Origin of the sequence: Pseudomonas sp. R76, from assembly GCF_009834565.1 — a bacterium.
Lineage (GTDB): Bacteria > Pseudomonadota > Gammaproteobacteria > Pseudomonadales > Pseudomonadaceae > Aquipseudomonas.
Genome location: NZ_CP019428.1, coordinates 3,447,889 through 3,468,179 on the forward strand (window position 1 = coordinate 3,447,889; position 20,291 = coordinate 3,468,179).

The following is a 20,291-nucleotide window of genomic DNA, read 5'->3' on the forward strand; positions in this document are numbered from 1 at the left end:
AGACCGTCGGCGGCTCTATTACTTAGCTGAACCCTAGCTGTCTACCTGTCAAATAAACGAGTTTTTCATCCGCCTTTCATATTCGTTCAACAATTTTCCGCTTAATCTTGGCCGCAGGACTTGAGAACGAACCGTGTGTTCTCCGACTAACCTGTTGATTAGGCTTTACCTTTCACGATTTTCGTCTTTACTCTGCTAGCCCATGGAAGAAAACATTGCCTGTCCTCAGGAAAGTCGAATGAATGCCGCAACCCCACGCTATGTTTAATCAGTTTTCTGACTATCCAGCCACTGATTACTGCTGTTTTCACGCTCCAATCGCTCTAGCCCCGAGGTCATGAATCTTTGAAACCCTACCCTATTCATTGCGTGTCGATCGTTATCCCGGTCTACAACGAACAAGAGAGCCTGCCTGAATTGCTGCGTCGCACGACGGCAGCCTGCAAGCAACTGGCCTACGAATACGAAATCATCCTGGTGGATGATGGTAGTCGCGACAATTCCGCCCAATTACTGGAAGACGCCGCCGCAGAAGACGGCAGCAACGTAGTGGCGGTGATCCTCAACCGTAACTACGGCCAGCATGCGGCGATCATGGCCGGCTTCGAGCAGTGCCGGGGCGAGGTGGTGATCACGCTTGACGCCGACCTGCAAAACCCACCGGAAGAAATCCCGCGCCTGGTCGAACAAGCCGCCTTGGGCTACGACGTGGTCGCCACCGTACGCAACAACCGCCAGGACTCGGCCTTTCGCCGCTGGCCTTCGCGCCTGATCAACCTGGCCGTGCAACGCTCCACCGGCGTGGCCATGACCGACTACGGCTGCATGCTGCGCGCCTACCGCCGCACCATCGTCGACGCCATGCTCGCCTGCCGCGAGCGCAGCACCTTTATCCCGATCCTGGCCAACGGCTTTGCCCGCCACACCACGGAAATCCTGGTGCACCACGCCGAGCGTGAACATGGCGAGTCCAAATACAGCGCCATGCGTTTGATCAGCCTGATGTTCGACCTGCTGACCTGCATGACCACCACGCCATTGCGCCTGCTGAGCATTGTCGGCTTCAGCCTGGCCGCGTTGGGCATGTTGTTCGCCTTTGCCTTGATCGTCATGCGCCTCGCCTTCGGTGCAACCTGGGCCGGCGACGGTACGTTCGTGCTGTTTGCGGTATTGTTCGTGTTCACCGGTGGCCAGTTCATCGGCATGGGCCTCCTGGGTGAATACCTGGGGCGCATGTACAGCGATGTGCGCGCCCGTCCGCGTTTCTTCATTGAAAAAGTGCTGCGCAACCAACCGGCAGCACCGGCTCCAGTGGTCGTCGTTGACGGCCTGGTGTCCTCCCATACCACTTCTACTTCTCCTTCCGATCAGGTTTCGTCATGAATTCAAAAGCTGTTGTCTTCGCTTACCACGATATTGGCTGTGCTGGTATTGAAGCCCTGCTCAATGCGGGTTACGAAATTGCTGCCGTGTTCACCCATGCCGACGACCCAAAGGAAAACAATTTCTACGGCTCCGTCGCGCAACTGTGCGCCCGCAACGGCATCCCGGTGCATGCACCGGAAGACGCCAACCACCCACTGTGGATCGAGCGCATTGCCAAGCTGAACCCGGATTACATCTTCTCGTTCTACTACCGCAACCTGCTGAGCGAGGCCCTGCTGGCCACCGCCAAAAAAGGCGCGTTCAACCTGCACGGCTCGCTGCTGCCCAAATACCGTGGCCGCGCACCGGCCAACTGGGTGCTGGTCAACGGCGAAACCGAAACCGGCGTGACCCTGCACCGCATGGTCAAGCGTGCCGATGCCGGCGCGATCCTGGCCCAGCAGAAAGTCGTGATCGACCGCACTGACACCGGCCTGACCCTGCACGCCAAACTGCGTGACGCCGCCACCAACCTGCTGCGTGACGCCCTGCCGCAACTGGCTCAAGGCAAACTGGCAGAAACCGCCCAGGACGAAAGCCAAGCCACCTACTTCGGCCGCCGCACCGCCGCCGATGGCAAGCTGGACTGGAAAAAGCCGGCTGAAGAACTGTTCAACCTGGTTCGCGCCGTGACCCAACCGTACCCGGGCGCCTTCTGCGCCGTCGGCGAGCACAAGCTGATCGTTTGGCAAGCCGAAGTTGTGAAGGGCAACGAAGGCCTGGCGCCTGGCCGTGTGATCAGCGTCAACCCGCTGCGCATCGCCTGCGGTGAAGATTCCCTGGTGGTCAAGTTCGGCCAGCGTAACGCCAACGGCCTGTACCTGGCCGGTCCTTCCCTGGCCGACGAACTGGGCCTGGTCGACGGCTCCGTACTGCGCGGCGCCGAGTCCGGCCGCAAGCCACGTCGTACCCGCGTACTGATCCTGGGCGTGAACGGCTTTATCGGTAACCACTTGTCCGAGCGCCTGCTGCGTGACGACCGTTACGAAATCTACGGCCTGGACATCGGCTCCGACGCCATCGAGCGCCTGCGCAGCCACCCCAACTTCCACTACGTGGAAGGCGATATCAGCATTCACTCCGAGTGGATCGAGTACCACATCAAGAAGTGCGACGTGGTCCTGCCGCTGGTGGCCATCGCCACGCCGATCGAATACACCCGTAACCCGCTGCGCGTGTTCGAGCTGGACTTCGAAGAGAACCTGAAACTGGTTCGCTACTGCGTCAAGTACAACAAGCGCGTGATCTTCCCGTCGACCTCCGAAGTGTATGGCATGTGCCAGGACCAGTACTTCGACGAAGACACCTCCAACCTGGTGGTCGGCCCGGTCAACAAGCAGCGCTGGATCTACTCGGTTTCCAAGCAACTGCTGGACCGCGTGATCTGGGCTTACGGCGACAAAGGCCTGAACTTCACGCTGTTCCGTCCATTCAACTGGATGGGCCCGCGCCTCGATCGTCTGGACTCGGCCCGTATCGGCAGCTCCCGCGCCATCACCCAGTTGATCCTGAACCTGGTGGAAGGCACGCCGATCCGTTTGTTCGACGGTGGCGAGCAGAAGCGTTGCTTCACTGACATCGCCGACGGCATCGAAGCCCTGGCACTCATCATTGATAACGACAACGATGTCTGCAACGGCCAGATCATCAACATCGGCAACCCGGAAAACGAAGCCAGCATTCGTCAGCTCGGCGAAGAACTGCTGCGTCAGTTCGAAGCGCACCCGCTGCGCAGCAACTTCCCGCCGTTCGCCGGTTTCCGCGACGTAGAAAGCAAGGCGTTCTACGGCACCGGTTACCAGGACGTGGCACACCGCAAACCGAGCATCGAAAACGCCAAGCGCCTGCTGAACTGGGAGCCGACCGTAGAGATGAGCGAAACCATCGGCAACACCCTGGATTTCTTCCTGCGTGAAGCCATGCTCGAAATCGCGGACAAGAAGTAATGCAGGCTGGCCTTCGCATCGACGTCGACACCTACCGTGGCACCCGTGAAGGTGTGCCGCGGTTGCTCGAATCCCTGGATGAAGCAGGGGTAAAAGCGACGTTCTTCTTCAGCGTTGGGCCGGACAACATGGGGCGCCACTTGTGGCGCCTCATCCGCCCGCAATTTCTGTGGAAGATGCTGCGTTCCAATGCCGCCGGGCTGTATGGCTGGGACATCTTGCTGGCCGGCACCGCCTGGCCTGGCAAGCCGATTGGCCGCGACCTGGGGCACTTGATGCGCCAGGCCAAGGCCGCCGGCCATGAAGTCGGCCTGCACGCGTGGGATCACCACGGCTGGCAGGCCAACACCGGGCGCTGGAGCGATGCACAGCTGGTCGAACAGATCCGCCGTGGCGTCGACACCTTGAGCGACATCCTCGGTGAGCGCATCGATTGTTCAGCGGCTGCCGGTTGGCGCGCCGATGAACGCGTGGTGCAAGCCAAGCAAGGCTTCAATTTCCGCTACAACAGCGATTGCCGGGGCACCAGCCTGTTTCGTCCAACCTTGGCCGATGGCAGCGCGGGCACCCCACAAATTCCGGTAGACCTGCCGACCTTCGACGAAGTCGTCGGGCCGGTGGTGGCTGCCAAAGACTTCAACAGCTTCATTCTTGACCGGTTTACCGAGTCGAAGCTGAACGTCTATACGATCCACGCAGAAGTAGAAGGGATTCTGATGGCTGAAGATTTTCGCCAGTTGCTGGCCCAGGCCGGGCAGCGCGGCATCGACTTCAAACCCCTGGGCGAGCTGTTGCCCGCGGACGTGACCACCCTGCCCCAGCAACACCTGGTGCGCGGCGCCCTGAGCGGCCGCGAGGGTTGGCTCGGAGTGCAGCAGGCATGATCCGGCGCTGGGCATTGCCCCTGCTCCTGTTGGCGTTCGGCGTGTTTTACCTGTTACCGCTGGCCACGCACGGCCTGTGGATTCCGGATGAAACCCGTTACGCACAGATCAGCCAGGAAATGCTGCTGACCGGCAAGTGGGCGTCGCCGCACTTCATGGGCATTCGCTACTTCGAGAAGCCCGCCGCCGGCTACTGGATGATTGCGCTGGGCCAGGCGATCTTCGGGCAGAACCTGTTCGGCGTGCGCTTTGCCTCGGCCTTGAGCACCGGGCTGAGCATTGTGCTGGTTTACCTGGTGTCGCGCCGCTTGTGGAATGACCCACAAAAAAGCCTGGTCAGCACTGTGCTGTACATGAGCTTTGTCAGCGTGGCGTTGCTCGGCGGTTATGCCAACCTCGATCCGCAGTTCACCTTTTGGGTCAACCTGACCGGCGTTGCACTGTGGTTTTGCTTCGACAGCACCACGCGCCGTGGCCGTTTGTGGTCCTGGGCTTTGCTCGGCTTTGCCTGCGGCATGGGCTTCATGACCAAGGGTTTTCTTGCCTGGTTGCTGCCGGTGCTGATCGCCCTGCCCTATGCGATCTGGCAAAAGCGCTTTCGTGAACTGCTCGGTTACGGTGTGGTGGCGGTTGTCGTCGCCATTGTCGTCAGCCTGCCATGGGCGCTGGCGGTGCACCTGCAAGAGCCGGACTACTGGAACTTCTTCTTCTGGCATGAGCACATCCAACGCTTTGCCGGCGAGGACGCCCAGCATGCCGAGCCATTCTGGTATTACCTGCCGTTGATGGTCGCGTTCTCGTTGCCATGGATTGCCCTGCTGCCGTCCACGATTAAACACGCATGGCTGGAAAAACGCCTGCCCAAGACGGCGTTCCTGCTGTTGTGGCTGTTGATGCCCCTGGCTTTCTTCAGCCTGGCCAAGGGCAAGCTGCCGTCGTACATCATGCCGTGCCTGCTGCCCTTGGCCTTGCTGATGGGCTCGACCCTGAGTAACAAGCTTGCACTGGGCCATGGCCGCGCATTGCGCATCAACGGCTGGCTGAACCTGGCGTTCGGCGTGCTGGCCTTGCTGGCGCTCAGCTGGTTCCAGATGAAAAAGCCGGTGTATGAACACGGCGTGGAAACCTTCAGCCTGGTGCTGGTGTTCGTCTGCCTGTTCGGCTGGATCCTCGTCAACCTGCTGCACGCCGCGCGCCCGTTAAAACTGTGGGCCGCACCGCTGATCGGCAGCGGCTTGCTGGTGCTGCTGGTGCCGGCCGCGCTGCCCCACTCGGTGGTTTACAACAAGATTCCGGATCAATTCATCATCGACCACCAGCAAGAGCTGCAAACGACCACCGCCTTGCTCAGCAATGACCTGGGCGCGGCGTCGGCCTTGTCCTGGCGCCTGGGCCGCCCGGATGTCGCGCTCTACAACACCGTCGGTGAAGTGAAATATGGCATCGCCTACGCGGACACCGCCCACCGCAGAATCGACACCAGCCAGGTCCAGCAATGGATGGCTGATGCGCGCAAACAAGGGCCGGTCGGCGTGGTCATGCGGGTCAAGGGCGACGATGAAGTGGCTGAAGTGAACCTGCTGCCCCAGGACGGCAAGCGCTACGAGCGCGGCAACCTGGTGATCCTGATCTTCCCGCAGGCCGCGCAATGATCACCCTCCTGCTGTTATTGGGTGCGTGCCTGCTCACGTGCATGGGCCAGGTCTCGCAGAAGTTTGCTGTGGAAAGCTGGCGCGACCAGCCCGACGGCTGGGCGCCCAAACTGCGTTCGCCCTGGCTGTGGGCGGCGTTGGTGTGCCTGGGCCTGGGCTTGCTGGTGTGGCTGCTGGTGTTGCAGCGCCTGGAAGTGGGCATCGCCTACCCCATGCTCAGCCTGAATTTCGTACTGGTCACGCTGATGGCGCGTTTCGTCTTTCATGAACACATCGATGGCCGTCACTGGCTGGGTGTCGCGCTGGTGATCGGCGGTGTGGTGTTGCTGGGGCGTCACGTATGAGCCGGGCTCAAGGCTTTGCCCTGGCCCTGGGCAGTGTCGGCCTGGTCAGCGCCGCCCAATTGGGCATGCGCTGGAGCATGACGCGCCTGCCGCTGCCTGCCGACTGGCTGACCGCGCTCAACAGCAACAGCATCGACCTGGGCGCCTTGGGCGTAGTGATACTGGCGATCATCGCCTACGCGCTGTCGATGCTCTGCTGGCTCGGCGCACTCAAGCATTTGCCCCTGGGTCGCGCCTATTCGCTGCTCAGCATCAGCTACGCGCTGGTGTACTTGCTGGCCGCCAGCCTGCCGGTGTTCAACGAACATTTTTCGCTTTCAAAAACCCTGGGGGTGGCCTTGGTCATCCTTGGAGTACTGGTTATTAACTCTCGTCGTGCTAGCGTTGCAAGCCCCAGGAATGCCCCATGAAAATCAGTGTATTTGGTAGTGGTTACGTCGGTCTGGTGCAGGCCACCGTATTGGCCGAAGTCGGTCACGATGTCATCTGCATGGACGTTGACAAGAGCAAGGTCGAGTCGCTGCAAAAAGGCCACGTGACCATTTTCGAGCCGGGGCTGGCGGCCATGGTCAAGGAAAACCTGGAAAGCGGACGCCTGCACTTCACCTTCGATGAAAAACTCGCGGTCGAGCACGGTGAAGTGCTGTTTATCGCCGTGGGCACGCCGTCGGATGAAGACGGCTCAGCCGACCTCAAATATGTACTGTCGGTGGGTGATGCGGTGTCCCGCCATCGCATCGAGCCGGTCATTCTGGTGGAAAAATCCACCGTTCCCGTCGGCACCGGCGACACCTTGCGCGCCCATATCGAAAAGAACCTGCGCGTGGCCGGCCGCCACCTGGAGTTCGATATCGTCTCCAACCCGGAATTCCTCAAAGAAGGCTCGGCCGTTGCCGACTGCCGCCGCCCGGACCGCATCATCATCGGTTGCGAGCGTGAAGAAGTGCGTGAAGTGATGCGCGACCTTTACGCGCCGTTCAACCGCAACCACGACCGCATCATCTTCATGGACCTGCGCAGCGCCGAACTGACCAAGTACGCCGCCAACTGCATGCTGGCCACCAAGATCAGCTTTATCAACCAGATCGCCGAGCTGGCCGAGCACCTGGGCGCGGATATCGAAGCCGTGCGCCTGGGCATCGGCGCCGACTCGCGCATCGGCTACCACTTCATTTACCCCGGTTGCGGCTACGGCGGCTCGTGTTTCCCCAAGGACATGCGCGCCTTGATCCACAGCGCCAAAGAGGCCAATTGCTCCAGCGACCTGCTGGAAGCCGTGGAAGCCATCAACCAGCGCCAGAAGAGCAAGCTGTTCGAACGCGTCAACGCGTACTTTAAGGGCAACCTGCAGGGCAAAACCTTCGCCTTGTGGGGCCTGGCCTTCAAGCCCAACACCGATGACATGCGCGATGCGCCCAGCCGTGTGCTGATGGAAGCGCTGTGGGCAGCGGGCGCCAATGTGCGTGCGTTTGACCCCGAGGCCATGCAGGAAACCCAGCGCATCTACGGTGACGAGTCGCGCCTGACCCTTTTGGGCACGCCGGAATCGGCATTGAGCGGCGCCGATGCGCTGATCGTCTGCACCGAATGGCAGCAGTTCAAGGCCCCGGATTTCGACCTGATCCACGATCGCCTGAAAAACCCGGTGATCTTCGACGGCCGTAACCTGTACGACGGTGAGCGCCTGGCACGCAAAGGCTTCAAGTATTTCCCCATGGGCCGAGGTGACTCCTGCGAACTGCCGATCCCTCAGCAAACTTGGGTGCAGCAGGTCAAGGAAGCCTGATACGTGAACATAGCTCATCCGCCCTTGCTCACCGCAACGGTCCGTCACCAGTCGCTGGGGCTTGGGCTCTTGGCACTGGTGCTGTTTATTCTGGGTAACTGGCACCAGGCGATTATCGGGTTCGACTCGCGCTTCGTGGTGTTTGCCCAGGAAATGCTGCGCCACGGGCCGAGTTTCTTCCCCACCACCTACGGCCAGCCCTACGCCGATTACCTGGCAACCTCGACACTGTTGACGTGGGTGTTGTCGTTGCCGTTTGGCCAGGTCACCAGCTTTACCGCGTGGTTGCCCACATCCATTGCGTCGGCGCTGATCGTCACCCTGGTGTATCGCCTGACGGCGCCCTACTCCACGCGCTGGGGCCTGCTGAGCATCGCGATGTTGCTGCTCAGCAGCACCTTTATCAACGAAACCCGCGCGGTGTCTTTGGACCAGATGCTCGCCTTGGTTGCCCTGGCAGTGTTCTACCTGGGTTATGCGCACGATCACTTCGGCGCGGCCAAACGCTTGCATTGGTTGTTCCTGCTGCTGATTGTCGGCTTTGCCATCCGTGGGCCGATCGGCCTGGTGATTCCAACGGGTGTGCTGTGCAGCTACTACGCGCTTAACCGGCAATGGCGGCAGCTGTTCACCTTCGGCTTGATCGCCCTGGCGTTGCTGGCGGCGTGTGTCGGCCTGCTGTTATTGCTGGCCAAGCTCAGTGGTGGCGAGGAGTTCATGCAGGACGTGATCCGCATGCAGTTCCTGGGGCGTATGGACGGCACCGAAGGCTCCGGCGGCGTGCTGTATTACTTCACCAGTTCCATGGGCAATTACGCCCTGGCCTATCCGCTGGCGCTGTTGGCGCTGCTGGCCGTGGCGGCGGGCGGGCGTCGCGCGCCGGACCCGGCATTGCAGCTGGTGTTGTACTGCGCGGCGGCCGGTTTGCTGGTGATGCTGGGTTTGTCGGTACCGCAGGCGAAAAAAGCCCGCTACATTCTCCCGATGCTGCCGATGGCGGCGATCATCGCAGCGTACCCCTTCCAGGTTACCCAAGGTCGACTGTTTGCGTGGTTGCGCGGCTTGATGCTGGGCGTCTGGACGCTGTTGCCGGCGCTGCTGGTGATTGGCCTGGTGGTGGCGCGGCGGCGTTATCCGGAACAGCTCAGCAGCCTTGGGCTGATCTTCACGGTATTGGGCGTTTTGCAGGTACTGGCGTTGCTGGCGGTACTGAAACCTCGGTGGCGGCCACTGGCGCCGGCATTCGCGGCGGTGCTTGCGCTGTGGTCGACCTATATTGTGGTGGTCGAACCTTTGGAGCGCTCGCTCTACGACACCCGCTCTTTCAGCCTCGCGGTCAAAGCCCAGATCATGCAGCAACCGGCACCGGTGGTTCTGCATGGCTTGGGTAAAGACGCCAAGGCCATCAAGTTCATGGTCAACTTCGACTGCGATAAGGTGCCGCTGTTTACCCAGTCATCCGCTGACCTGGCGCCGCTGCAAGCGCCTGCCTGGCTAGTGATGAGTGCACAGGACTTCAATCGTTTGCAGGACCCGCGCTTGCGGTCGCTCACGCCGACGCTGACCGGCGAGTTCGATAAAGACCCTTATGTGTTGCTGCATCTGGCCAAGCCCTCCTCGCCCTGATCGCGTTTACAGCAGCCGTTTAATAAACAACGCCCACTCTGTGAAGAGTGGGCGTTTTTCGTCATAACCACCAAGAAAACACCTACATAGCTATGCGTAACGGCTGGCGCGCTTTGTCTTCCTGCGCCTGGAACCCAAATGTAGACTCGTTGCCCAGCGCATTAACTATCTACCACCACGGTCTCAACCGTCTGGGGTAAGTGCATGCTGCATAACGACAAGGATGCTGTGGGCCACGCACATACCGTGGCCTACTTCTTATGAGGGCAATGCCGTGCAGGAAGATCTGTTGTTTATTCCTCCGCCGAGGCTGGATCGGTTGATGGCACTGCGTGACGCCCTGGTGGCGTTGAAAGGGCCGCTATCCAACGACCCTGCGCTGCAGGAAAGCCTGCAAAGGCAACTATTCAGCGAAGAAGCGGATACACGTGTACTGGGTCATTTGAGCACCGCGCCGGCACACTAGCACCGCCCTGCGCGTTTCAGTGCGGCGAATTAACTGCACTATTCCTGCATTCAACCCTCATTAATATGCACTGGCGCTTAAGCGCCAAGGTCGGCAGACTGCGCGGGTTCCTTCCCCCAAATGTTGGAACTTTCAAAGGGCTTATCCGGGCAACCAGGCGAGCCTTTTTTTTTGCCGCTTTGTTATGGATCCGCTCGATGCTCGCTCGCTGGTTACCCTCCGCCATCAATACCCGCCCCGCCGAATGGAGCCGCGCCGCCATCGGCATAGCCTTGGGCACGCTGCTCAGCGTGTGGGTGTGTGCCCAAGTGTTTGGCATGGAGGTGGCCTTGCACCTGCTCGGCCCGCTCGGTGCTTCGGCCGTGCTGCTGTTTGCGGTGTCGTCCGGAGCGCTGGCCCAGCCTTGGTCGATTATCGGCAGTTACCTGTGCGCAGGCGTTGTAGCGCTATTGGTCGCCCGGGTATTGGGGCGCACGTTGGGCAGCGCCTGCCTGGCGGCCGGCATGACGGTTATCCTGATCTGCTGGCTACGTTGCCTGCACCCGCCAGCAGGCGGCCTGGCCATGACCCTGGTGCTCGCCGACCCGGCCTCGATTGCCCTCGGTTGGCAGGAACTCGCGCCGGTCATGCTCGGCGCAGGGGCATTGCTGGCGTGCGCGCTGGCCTATAACAACGCCACCCGCACGCGTTACCCCAAGGGCACGCTTGAGGCGCAGAGCGTCGTCATGGGTCAGGCTGCGCCGCTTACGGACCCGTCGATCACCGCGGCCGACTTGAAGCAGGCGCTGGCTGAAATGGAGCAGTTCTACGACGTGGCGCCGACGGAGCTTGAACAACTGATCCAAGCGGCTGAAGGCCATGCGCGACGGCGCAGCATCGGCGAAGTACTGGCCAGCCGCCCTGCTGCATAAATGCAAAAACGACCTGCATGATTCCGGGTTGTACGGGGCAAATTTGCACTGGTACGATCGCGAGAGGGTTCGTCCGCGAACATCTTGATAAAGAACAATAAAAGCAGGGAGTTACAGATGACTGCTCAGGTTTCATCCGAAACAAGCCGCGCCGAGTTTCTTCAGGGAGAAGTGTTGGCCGACGTCCGCAACCACATCGGCCACCTCACCCTCAATCGCCCCGCCGGCTTGAACGCCATTACCCTGGACATGGTCCGCAGCCTGACCGCGCAATTGCAGGCCTGGGCGGACGATCCGCAGGTCTATGCCGTGGTATTGCGCGGCGCGGGCGAAAAAGCCTTCTGCGCCGGTGGCGACATTCGCTCCCTCTACGACAGCTTCAAGAGCGGCGATCGCCTGCACGAAGACTTCTTCGTCGAGGAGTACGCCCTTGACCTGGCCATCCATCATTACAGCAAGCCCGTACTGGCGCTGATGGACGGGTTCGTTCTGGGCGGCGGCATGGGCCTGGTACAAGGCGCCGACCTGCGCGTAGTCACCGAGCGCAGCCGCCTGGCCATGCCGGAAGTGGCGATTGGTTATTTTCCGGATGTGGGCGGCAGCTACTTCCTGCCGCGCATTCCTGGTGAGCTGGGAATCTACCTCGGCGTGACCGGCGTGCAGATTCGCGCCGCCGACGCGCTGTACTGCGGGCTGGCGGACTGGTGCATCGACAGCGCCAAACTCATCGACCTGGACCACAAGCTCGACCGCCTGCAATGGCAGTACTCGCCGCTCAAGGACCTGCAAGGTGTACTGGCCAAATTGGCCGTGCAGCAATTGCCCGACCCGCCGCTGGCGGCTTTGCGCCCAGCCATTGACCATTTCTTCGCCCTGCCCGACGTGCCGAGCATCGTTGAGCAGTTGCAGCAAGTCACCGTGGCCGACACCCATGAGTGGGCCTTGACGACCGCGAACCTGATGCAGACCCGCTCGCCGCTGGCGATGGCCGTCACCCTCGAAATGCTGCGTCGTGGTCGCCGCCTGCCGTTGGAGCAGTGCTTCGCGCTGGAACTGCACCTGGACCGCCAATGGTTCGAGCGCGGCGATCTGATCGAAGGCGTGCGCGCGTTGATCATCGACAAGGACAAAACCCCGCGTTGGAACCCGCCCGCAATCCACGGGCTCGACGCCAGCCATGTCGAAAGTTTCTTCCACAACTTCAAGCAGGTTGGGAGATAAGCCATGCAAGATATTGAATACACTGAAGAACAAGTGATGATTCGCGACATGGCGCGTGACTTCGCCCGTGGCGAAATCGCCCCTCACGCCCAAGCCTGGGAAAAAGCCGGCTGGATCGATGATGCCCTAGTCGCCAAGATGGGTGAACTGGGCCTGCTGGGCATGGTAGTGCCCGAGGAATGGGGCGGCACCTATGTCGATTACGTCGCCTATGCCCTGGCGGTCGAAGAGATTTCCGCCGGCGATGGCGCCACCGGCGCACTGATGAGTATCCATAATTCAGTCGGTTGCGGGCCCATCCTCAACTACGGCACACACGAACAGAAGCAAACCTGGCTGCCTGACCTCGCCAGTGGCCAGGCCATCGGCTGTTTCTGCCTGACCGAACCCCAGGCCGGTTCCGAGGCGCACAACCTGCGTACGCGCGCCGAGCTGCGCGATGGCCAGTGGGTGATTAACGGTGCCAAGCAGTTCGTGAGCAACGGCAAGCGCGCCAAGCTGGCGATTGTGTTTGCGGTGACCGACCCGGACTTGGGCAAGAAAGGTATTTCCGCGTTTCTGGTGCCCACCGCCACGCCGGGGTTTGTGGTCGATCGCACGGAACACAAGATGGGCATTCGCGCCTCGGACACCTGCGCGGTCACCCTCAACGGGTGCTCGGTGCCCGAAGCCAACCTGCTGGGTGAGCGCGGCAAAGGCCTGGCCATTGCGCTGTCCAACCTCGAAGGCGGGCGCATCGGCATTGCCGCCCAGGCCCTGGGCATCGCCCGCGCGGCGTTTGAAGCGGCGCTGGTGTATGCCCGCGACCGAGTGCAGTTCAAACAGGCGATTATCGAGCACCAGAGCGTTGCCAACCTGCTGGCCGACATGCAAACCCGCTTGAACGCGGCACGCTTGCTGATCCTGCACGCCGCGCGCCTGCGCAGCGCCGGCAAGCCATGCCTGTCGGAAGCGTCCCAGGCCAAGCTGTTCGCCTCGGAAATGGCCGAAAAGGTCTGCTCTTCAGCGATGCAGATTCATGGCGGGTATGGGTATCTGGAGGATTACCCGGTAGAGCGTTACTACCGGGATGCGCGGATCACGCAGATTTACGAGGGTACCAGCGAGATTCAGCGGATGGTGATTGCGCGGGAATTGAAGAACTATCAACTCTAAAACCCACAAGGGTTCCCTGTAGGAGCTGGCTTGCCGGCGATGCAGACACCTCGGTTAATCTGACAGACCGAGGTGATGCTATCGCAGGCAAGCCCGCTCCCACAGTTTGATCTCCAGGGTTCTTGAGACCGGGTTACTTGTCCTTGAACTCAGGTGCACGCTTGGCCACGAATGCGGCCATGCCTTCTTTCTGATCCTGTGTCGCAAACGCGGCATGGAACACTCGGCGTTCAAAGCGCACGCCTTCGGACAGGCTCACTTCAAACGCGCGGTTCACGCTTTCCTTGACCATCATGCTGATCGGCACCGATTTGCCAGCGATCAGCGTCGCGACTTTCAACGCTTCTTCCAGCAGCTCATCTGCCGGCACGATGCGCGCCACAATCCCGCAGCGTTCAGCTTCCACCGCATCGATAAAGCGCCCGGTCAGGCACATTTCCATGGCTTTGGCTTTGCCCACTGCACGCGTAAGGCGTTGGGTGCCGCCCATGCCCGGCAGCACGCCGAGGTTGATTTCCGGCTGGCCGAACTTGGCGCCATCGCCCGCCAGGATGAAGTCGCACATCAACGCCAGTTCGCAGCCGCCACCCAGGGCGAAGCCGTTGACGGCGGCAATGATCGGCTTGCGGCGGTTGGCCACGCGGTCGCTGTCGCTGAACAGGTCGTCGAGGTAGATCTGCGGGTAGGTCAGTTCGGCCATTTCCTTGATGTCGGCACCGGCGGCAAAGGCTTTTTTCGAGCCGGTCAGCACGATGCAGCCGATTTCCGGGTTGGCTTCCAGGCCGTCCAGCGCCTGGTTCAACTCGCTGACCAGCTGCGCATTCAAGGCGTTCAGGGCTTGCGGGCGATTAAGGGTAATCAGCCCGACGCGGCCCTGCACTTCAAGCAAAATGGTTTCGTAACTCATGTATCGGCTCCTTAAAGATTGCGTGAGATGACCATGCGCTGGATATCGCTGGTGCCTTCGTAAATCTGGCAGACCCGCACATCGCGGTAGATCCGCTCCAAGGGGAAGTCGCTCAGGTAACCGTAACCGCCCAAGGTTTGCAAGGCGGCCGAGCAGACTTTTTCGGCCATTTCCGAGGCGAACAGCTTGGCCATCGAGGCTTCGACCAAGGCCGGCTTGCCGCTGTCGCGCAGGGCGGCGGCGTAGTGCACCATCTGCCGGGCGACCGCGATTTGCGTGGCCATGTCGGCCAGGCGGAACGCCACGGCCTGGTGTTCGATCAAGGCTTTGCCAAAACTTTCGCGCTCACGCGCATAGTCGCGGGCGGCTTCAAACGCGGCGCGGGCCATGCCCACCGACTGCGAGGCGATGCCCACGCGCCCACCTTCGAGGTTGGCCAGGGCGATCTTGTAGCCTTCACCCTCCTCCCCAAGCCGGTTCGCCACCGGCACCTTCACGTCTTCAAACAAAATCTGGCAGGTGTCGGACGCATGCTGACCAAGTTTGTCTTCGACTCGCGCGACGGTATAGCCCGGTGAGTCGGTGGGCACGATAAACGCGCTGATCCCACGCTTGCCGGCAGCCGGGTCGGTGACTGCGAACACAATCACGATCCCGGCGTTCTGCCCGGAGGTGATGAACTGTTTGCAGCCGTTCAATACATAGTGATCGCCGTCCAGGCGTGCGCGGGTTTTCAGGCTGCTGGCGTCGGAACCAGCCTGCGGTTCGGTCAGTGCAAAGGCGCCGAGCATGGCACCGCTGGCCAGGGGCTTGAGGAACTGTTCTTTCTGCTGATCGTTGCCGAATTTAAGAATCGGCACGCAGCCCACCGAGTTGTGCACGCTCATGATGGTCGAGCAGGCGCCGTCACCGGCGGCGATCTCCTCCAGGGCCATCGCATAGGCGAGGTAGCCGGTGTCGCAACCGCCCCACTGTTCCGGCACCAGCATGCCGAAAAAGCCCAGCTCGGCCATTTCGCCGATGGCTTCCTTGGGAAAGCGATGCTCGCGGTCCCATTCGGCGGCGAAGGGCTTCAAGCGCTCCTGGGCGAATTGCCGGGCCGCGTCGCTGATTTGCAGTTGTTCGTCATTGGGCAGCATAAACGGTCCTTAATACACGCATTCAACGGCCATGGCCGTGGCTTCACCACCGCCGATACAGATAGCAGCAACGCCGCGCTTGAGGCCTTTCTGGCGCAGGGCCGAGAGCAACGTCACCAGAATTCGCGCGCCCGATGCGCCGATCGGATGGCCCAGGGCGCAGGCGCCACCGTGGACATTGACCTTGCTGTGAGGGATTTCCAGCTTGCTCATGGTCACGAGGCTGACCACCGCAAAGGCTTCGTTGATCTCGAACAGGTCGACGTCGCCGAGGTGCCAGCCGGTCTTGCTCATCAGCTTGCGAATCGCGCCCACCGGCGCCACCGGGAACAGCCCTGGCTCATCGGCAAACGCTGCGTGGCCATGGATCACCGCCAGCGGTTTGAGGCCGCGCTTGTCCGCTTCGGACTGGCGCATCAGCAGCAATGCCGCCGCGCCGTCGGAAATCGAACTGGAGTTGGCCGCCGTCACCGTGCCGCCTTCGCGGAACGCCGGTTTCAGGCTGGCGATCTTGTCGAGCTTGGCCTTGGGAGGTTGCTCGTCATGCAGGATGGTTTTTTGCTCTTTGCCCACGGTGACCTGCACCGGCACGATCTCGGCGGCGAAGCTGCCGTGGGTGATGGCCTCTTGGGCACGGGTCAGCGAGGCGATGGCGAAGGCGTCCTGGGCCTCACGGCTAAAGCCGTTGTGCTCGGCGCAGTCTTCGGCAAAGGTGCCCATCAGGCGGCCCTTGTCGTAGGCGTCTTCGAGGCCGTCGAGGAACATGTGGTCGAGCACCTTGCCGTGGCCCATGCGGTAGCCGCTGCGCGCGCGGTCAAGCAAATACGGCGCGTTGGACATGCTTTCCATGCCACCGGCGACCACCACGTCGACACTGCCGGCCAGCAGCGAGTCGTGGGCAAGAATCGTGGCTTCCATGCCCGAGCCGCACATCTTGTTGAGCGTGGTGCAGCGGGTGCCCTTGTCCAACCCGGCGCCCAAGGCCGCCTGACGCGCCGGCGCCTGGCCGAGGCCTGCGGGCAACACGCAGCCGAACAGCACTTCATCCACGGCATCGCTGGCAATACCGGCGCGTTCGACGGCAGCGCGGATCGCGGCAGCGCCCAGTTGCGGCGCGGTCAGCCCTTTGAGGTCGCCCTGGAAACCGCCCATGGGCGTACGCACGGCACTGACGATTACGATGGGGTCGTTCATAAAAAATCCTCCTTACTTGGCGGCCATGCGCAAGGCACCGTCGAGACGGATCACCTCGCCGTTGAGCATGCTGTTTTCAATGATGTGGCGTACCAGCGCGGCGTACTCGGCGGGCTTGCCCAGGCGCGGCGGGAATGGCACGCCGGCGGCCAGGGAGTCGCGCACTTCGGGTGTCATGCCGGCCATCATTGGCGTTTCGAAAATGCCCGGGGCGATGGTCATGACCCGAATGCCGAAGCGCGCCAGTTCGCGGGCGGCCGGCAGCGTCAGGCTGGCGATGGCGCCCTTGGACGCCGCATACGCCGCCTGGCCGATCTGCCCGTCAAAGGCGGCCACCGAGGCGGTGTTGATGATCACGCCGCGCTCGCCATCGGCATTCGCTTCGGTTTCGGCGATGGCCGCAGCGGCCAGGCGCAGCAGGTTGAAGCTGCCGATCAGGTTGACGTTGATCACCTGGGCAAAGCTGGCGAGGGCGTGCGGGCCGTTTTTGCCGAGGATCTTCTCGCCGCGCACCACGCCGGCGCCGTTCACCAGCCCATGCAGCGCGCCAAAGGCATCAACGGCAGCGTGCACCGCCGCTTCGGCAGCGGCTTCCTGGCTGATATCCGCGACGGCGCTGCGGGCGTTAGCGCCGAGCTGCCTGGCCTTGGCCTCGACAGCCTCGGCATTCAGGTCCACCAGCATCACCTTGGCGCCGGCGGCTACCAGCATTTCAGCGGTGGCCGCGCCGAGGCCCGACGCGCCGCCGCTGACCAGGAATACCTTGTTTTCAATCTGCATCATGATTTCCTTTGAAGGGGATCACGCCGTTGTCGCTTGAGTTTTGGCGATTTCCTGATTACGCAAAATAAAACGCTGCAACTTGCCGCTTGGGGTCTTGGGCAAGTCGCTGACAAATTCGATTTCTCGCGGGTAAGCATGCGCGGCGAGACGCTTGCGCACGTGCAGGCGCAACTCCTCGGCGAGTTCCGGGGTGGCGCGGTATTGCGCGTTGATCACCACGAAGGCCTTGACCTGTTCGGTGCGCTCCGGGTCGGGCTTGCCGACCACGGCGGCCTCGATCACGGCCGGGTGTTCGACCAGCGCGCTCTCCACGTCGAACGGGCCGACGCGGTAGCCGGAGGTGGTGATCACATCGTCACTGCGCCCGACAAAGCTGATGCTGCCGTCCGGGTTCAACTCCACGGTGTCACCGCTGAGGTAGTACTTGCCGACAAACGCCTTGGTCTTCACGCCGTCGTAGCCGGCGAACCAGCACATCGGCGACTGTTCACGGTCGATGGCGAGGATGCCCGGCTGCCCGGCAGGCAGCTCCTGATAATCGTCATCCAGCACCACAATGCGGTGCCCCGGCGAGGCAAAGCCGGCCGAGCCGACATGCACCGGATGCTCAAGGCCGTGGTGGTTGCACAGCACCATGCCCAACTCGGTCTGGCCGTAGTGGTCGTGGATGGTCACGCCGAGGTTGTCGGCAAACCAGCGGATAACCTCGGGGTTCAATGGCTCGCCGGCGCTGCTGACAATGCGCAGCTTGCCCTTGATCGACCGCGCGAACTGCTCGCCACCGGCAATCAGCAGGCGGTAGGCGGTCGGCGAACCGGTGAGATTGGTAATTGCATACTTGTTGATCACCCGGCAGGTGCTTTCCAGGGTGAACGGTCCATCGTAGAAGGTGATCGGGTGGCCCATGGACAACGGCCCGGTGACGCCGAAATAAATGCCGTAGGCCCAGCCCGGATCGGCCACGTTCCAGAACGCGTCTTCGGGGCGCAGGTCCACGGCGTCGCGGGTGTAGCTCTGGAACGCGACAATCGCCTTGAGCGGCACCGACAGCGCTTTCGACGGGCCGGTGGTGCCCGAGGTGAACATCAACAGGAATGGGTCGTCTGCGCCCAGCAACACCGGCTCGCAGGCATTTGAATAGTTGGGCAACTCGGCCCAGAAGCTGTAATCGCCGCGCACGATGCCTTCGCCCTTGGCGCCGGCGACCGTGACGATGGTCGGGCAGCCCTCGACTTCGGCCAGCTTGGGCCGGTTCACCGCATCGGTGACCACCAGCGCCGCGCCGGAACTGCTCAGCCGGTGCTCGATGGCTTTGGGGCCAAACGCAGTGAACAGCGGCTGGTAAACCGCACCAATGCGCCAGGTGGCGAACACCACCACCAGCAGTTCCGCCGTGCGTGGCAGCAGGCCCGCGACCTTGTCACCGCGCTTGACGCCCTGGGCCAAGAGGAAATTGGCGAAGCGGGCCGCCTGGTCCTGCAATTGAGTAAAGGTTGACGTCGCGCTTTGCCCGTCCTTGCCCTCCCAAAACAGCGCGATGCGCCCCGGCAACGCGTGCCGGTCGCAGCATTCCACGCAGGCATTCAGCGCCTGCAGGTTACCGGCCAGTGCGGTATCGACGGTGTGCTGGTAATCAAACTCGGTGGTGGCAGCCAAATACTCACGCATCGCTTCAAATCCTTGTGGTTTTTATTTTCAGGACGTTTTTCAGCATGTAAATCGTGGAAATAGTCGCTCTAGAGCGCTGCAGCGGCAATGGTCAAAGCCTTCAACTTGGCTGACTGGTTTGGCCAATCATTGATCGCGCTGATCAGTTGGTCAGCCCAAGTGATTGGACGCTTTGGGCCCGGCCTTCTAACCTGATGGCCTGCGCCAGCGAAGAAGTCTCCCCGCGATGATCGTCCGTCCCAAACCCAACCTCCTGGGTATCCTGTTTTCCCTCAAGGGTTCGATTGCCAAGCGCATTGCCTTGCGCAGCCTGCTGGTGACCTTGCTGGCCTCGGTGATCGTGCTGGTCGAAACCCTGCACCCGGCCTACTTTTCCAAGGTCAACGCCACGCCCTTCACCTTGCTGGGGTTGTCGCTGTCGATCTTCATGAGCTTTCGCAACAACGCCTGCTACGACCGCTGGTGGGAAGGCCGCAAGCAACTGGGGCAAATGATCATTGAGGTGCGCTCGCTGATTCGCGAAACCCAGGTGCTGGGTGACCCGGTTGAGCGTGCGGGGTTGCTGCGTGGCCTTTGCGGCTTTGCCCACGGTTTGATTGCGCGACTGCGCCATGAGGATGAGGCGGGGGCGATAACACCCTGGATCGGAGTTAATCAAGCGCACCCCAACCTCCCCGACCAGGTATTGCAGCAGTTGGGCGCGCGGTTTTCGCAGTTGGCCGAACAGGGCGTGATCAGTGAATGGCGCTACACCCAGTTGGAAACCCGACTGGTCAGCCTGAGCCAGGTGCAGGCCTCGTGTGAGCGGATCAAGCACACGCCATTGCCCTTCCCTTACACATTGCTGCTGCACCGCACCATCTACCTGTTCTGCATTCTGTTGCCGTTCGCCATGGCCGAGCCGTTGGGCTGGCTGACGCCGGTGTTCACCGCAATTGTCAGCTACACCTTCTTTGGCCTGGATGAAATTGGCGACGACCTTGAAGACCCGTTTGGTTTCGATGAAAACGACCTGCCGTGCAATGCCCTCGTGCGCAGCCTGGAGCGCGAGATTCTTGCGGCGCTCGGCGAAGTCGACTTGCCGCCTGCGTTGGAGCCGATTGAATACGTGTTGACCTGATGCGGGTTTGACACTCGCCGTGGTCTGACCGAAGCTGATGGCTTTGCAATAGCTGCCCCAGCTT

Annotated in this window: 18 protein-coding genes; 13 read left to right on the top strand and 5 right to left on the bottom strand. The window is 61.6% G+C overall.

Annotated elements, in window-relative coordinates; all coding sequences use genetic code 11:
* Positions 1-345: 345 nt before the first annotated feature.
* The 12 genes from arnC (at position 346) to PspR76_RS15615 (ending at position 13,416) form a co-directional block, all read left to right on the top strand.
* Positions 346-1,383 (top strand): undecaprenyl-phosphate 4-deoxy-4-formamido-L-arabinose transferase, encoded by a 1,038-nt coding sequence (arnC, locus tag PspR76_RS15560; RefSeq protein WP_159956585.1) that lies wholly within the window; start codon positions 346-348, stop codon positions 1,381-1,383.
* Complete coding sequence (gene arnA, locus PspR76_RS15565) at positions 1,380-3,371, top strand: bifunctional UDP-4-amino-4-deoxy-L-arabinose formyltransferase/UDP-glucuronic acid oxidase ArnA (RefSeq protein WP_159956586.1); 1,992 nt, start codon at positions 1,380-1,382, stop codon at positions 3,369-3,371. Before arnC ends, arnA begins: the two co-directional genes overlap by 4 nt.
* Positions 3,371-4,255: a 4-deoxy-4-formamido-L-arabinose-phosphoundecaprenol deformylase gene (gene arnD, locus PspR76_RS15570; protein WP_159956587.1), complete on the top strand. Its 885-nt coding sequence runs from the start codon at positions 3,371-3,373 to the stop codon at positions 4,253-4,255. Before arnA ends, arnD begins: the two co-directional genes overlap by 1 nt.
* Positions 4,252-5,907, top strand: a complete 1,656-nt coding sequence (arnT, locus tag PspR76_RS15575; protein WP_159956588.1) for a lipid IV(A) 4-amino-4-deoxy-L-arabinosyltransferase — start codon at positions 4,252-4,254, stop codon at positions 5,905-5,907. The genes arnD and arnT overlap by 4 nt, the downstream gene beginning before the upstream one ends.
* Positions 5,904-6,251, top strand: coding sequence for a 4-amino-4-deoxy-L-arabinose-phosphoundecaprenol flippase subunit ArnE (arnE, locus tag PspR76_RS15580; protein ID WP_159956590.1), 348 nt, complete (start codon positions 5,904-5,906; stop codon positions 6,249-6,251). The genes arnT and arnE overlap by 4 nt, the downstream gene beginning before the upstream one ends.
* The gene (gene arnF / locus PspR76_RS15585) at positions 6,248-6,661 is read left to right on the top strand and encodes a 4-amino-4-deoxy-L-arabinose-phosphoundecaprenol flippase subunit ArnF (RefSeq protein WP_159956592.1); all 414 of its coding nucleotides are present in this window, start codon (positions 6,248-6,250) and stop codon (positions 6,659-6,661) included. Before arnE ends, arnF begins: the two co-directional genes overlap by 4 nt.
* Entirely contained in the window at positions 6,658-8,037 is a 1,380-nt protein-coding gene (locus PspR76_RS15590) for a UDP-glucose dehydrogenase family protein (RefSeq protein WP_159956594.1), read from the top strand. The genes arnF and PspR76_RS15590 overlap by 4 nt, the downstream gene beginning before the upstream one ends.
* 3 nt (positions 8,038-8,040) lie before the next feature.
* Positions 8,041-9,663 carry an ArnT family glycosyltransferase gene (locus PspR76_RS15595; protein WP_159956596.1) on the top strand — a complete coding sequence of 541 codons (1,623 nt, stop codon included), beginning with the start codon at positions 8,041-8,043 and terminating at the stop codon, positions 9,661-9,663.
* A gap of 322 nt (positions 9,664-9,985) precedes the next feature.
* The gene (locus PspR76_RS31500; protein ID WP_197629876.1) at positions 9,986-10,129 is read left to right on the top strand and encodes a hypothetical protein; all 144 of its coding nucleotides are present in this window, start codon (positions 9,986-9,988) and stop codon (positions 10,127-10,129) included.
* A gap of 197 nt (positions 10,130-10,326) precedes the next feature.
* Positions 10,327-11,040, top strand: coding sequence for an HPP family protein (locus PspR76_RS15605; protein ID WP_159956600.1), 714 nt, complete (start codon positions 10,327-10,329; stop codon positions 11,038-11,040).
* Positions 11,041-11,157: 117 nt separating this feature from the next.
* The gene (locus tag PspR76_RS15610; RefSeq protein WP_159956602.1) at positions 11,158-12,261 is read left to right on the top strand and encodes an enoyl-CoA hydratase/isomerase family protein; all 1,104 of its coding nucleotides are present in this window, start codon (positions 11,158-11,160) and stop codon (positions 12,259-12,261) included.
* Between the two features lie 3 nt (positions 12,262-12,264).
* A complete protein-coding gene (locus tag PspR76_RS15615) occupies positions 12,265-13,416 on the top strand; it encodes an acyl-CoA dehydrogenase family protein (RefSeq protein WP_159956604.1) in 1,152 nt (383 codons plus the stop codon).
* Positions 13,417-13,549: 133 nt separating this feature from the next.
* Here PspR76_RS15615 and PspR76_RS15620 read toward each other — a convergent pair whose 3' ends face one another.
* The 5 genes from PspR76_RS15620 to PspR76_RS15640 are packed head-to-tail and all read right to left on the bottom strand — an operon-like array spanning position 13,550 to position 19,107.
* The gene (locus PspR76_RS15620; RefSeq protein ID WP_017738134.1) at positions 13,550-14,323 is read right to left on the bottom strand and encodes an enoyl-CoA hydratase; all 774 of its coding nucleotides are present in this window, start codon (positions 14,321-14,323) and stop codon (positions 13,550-13,552) included.
* A gap of 11 nt (positions 14,324-14,334) precedes the next feature.
* Positions 14,335-15,462, bottom strand: a complete 1,128-nt coding sequence (locus PspR76_RS15625; RefSeq protein ID WP_159956606.1) for an acyl-CoA dehydrogenase — start codon at positions 15,460-15,462, stop codon at positions 14,335-14,337.
* A 9-nt stretch (positions 15,463-15,471) separates the two neighbouring features.
* Complete coding sequence (locus PspR76_RS15630; protein WP_159956608.1) at positions 15,472-16,656, bottom strand: acetyl-CoA C-acyltransferase; 1,185 nt, start codon at positions 16,654-16,656, stop codon at positions 15,472-15,474.
* Positions 16,657-16,668: 12 nt separating this feature from the next.
* Positions 16,669-17,436: an SDR family NAD(P)-dependent oxidoreductase gene (locus PspR76_RS15635; protein ID WP_159956610.1), complete on the bottom strand. Its 768-nt coding sequence runs from the start codon at positions 17,434-17,436 to the stop codon at positions 16,669-16,671.
* A 21-nt stretch (positions 17,437-17,457) separates the two neighbouring features.
* Positions 17,458-19,107 carry an AMP-binding protein gene (locus PspR76_RS15640; RefSeq protein WP_159956612.1) on the bottom strand — a complete coding sequence of 550 codons (1,650 nt, stop codon included), beginning with the start codon at positions 19,105-19,107 and terminating at the stop codon, positions 17,458-17,460.
* Positions 19,108-19,333: 226 nt separating this feature from the next.
* Between PspR76_RS15640 and PspR76_RS15645 the strand changes: the two genes are divergently transcribed.
* Complete coding sequence (locus tag PspR76_RS15645; RefSeq protein ID WP_159956614.1) at positions 19,334-20,227, top strand: bestrophin family protein; 894 nt, start codon at positions 19,334-19,336, stop codon at positions 20,225-20,227.
* Positions 20,228-20,291 lie beyond the last annotated feature (64 nt).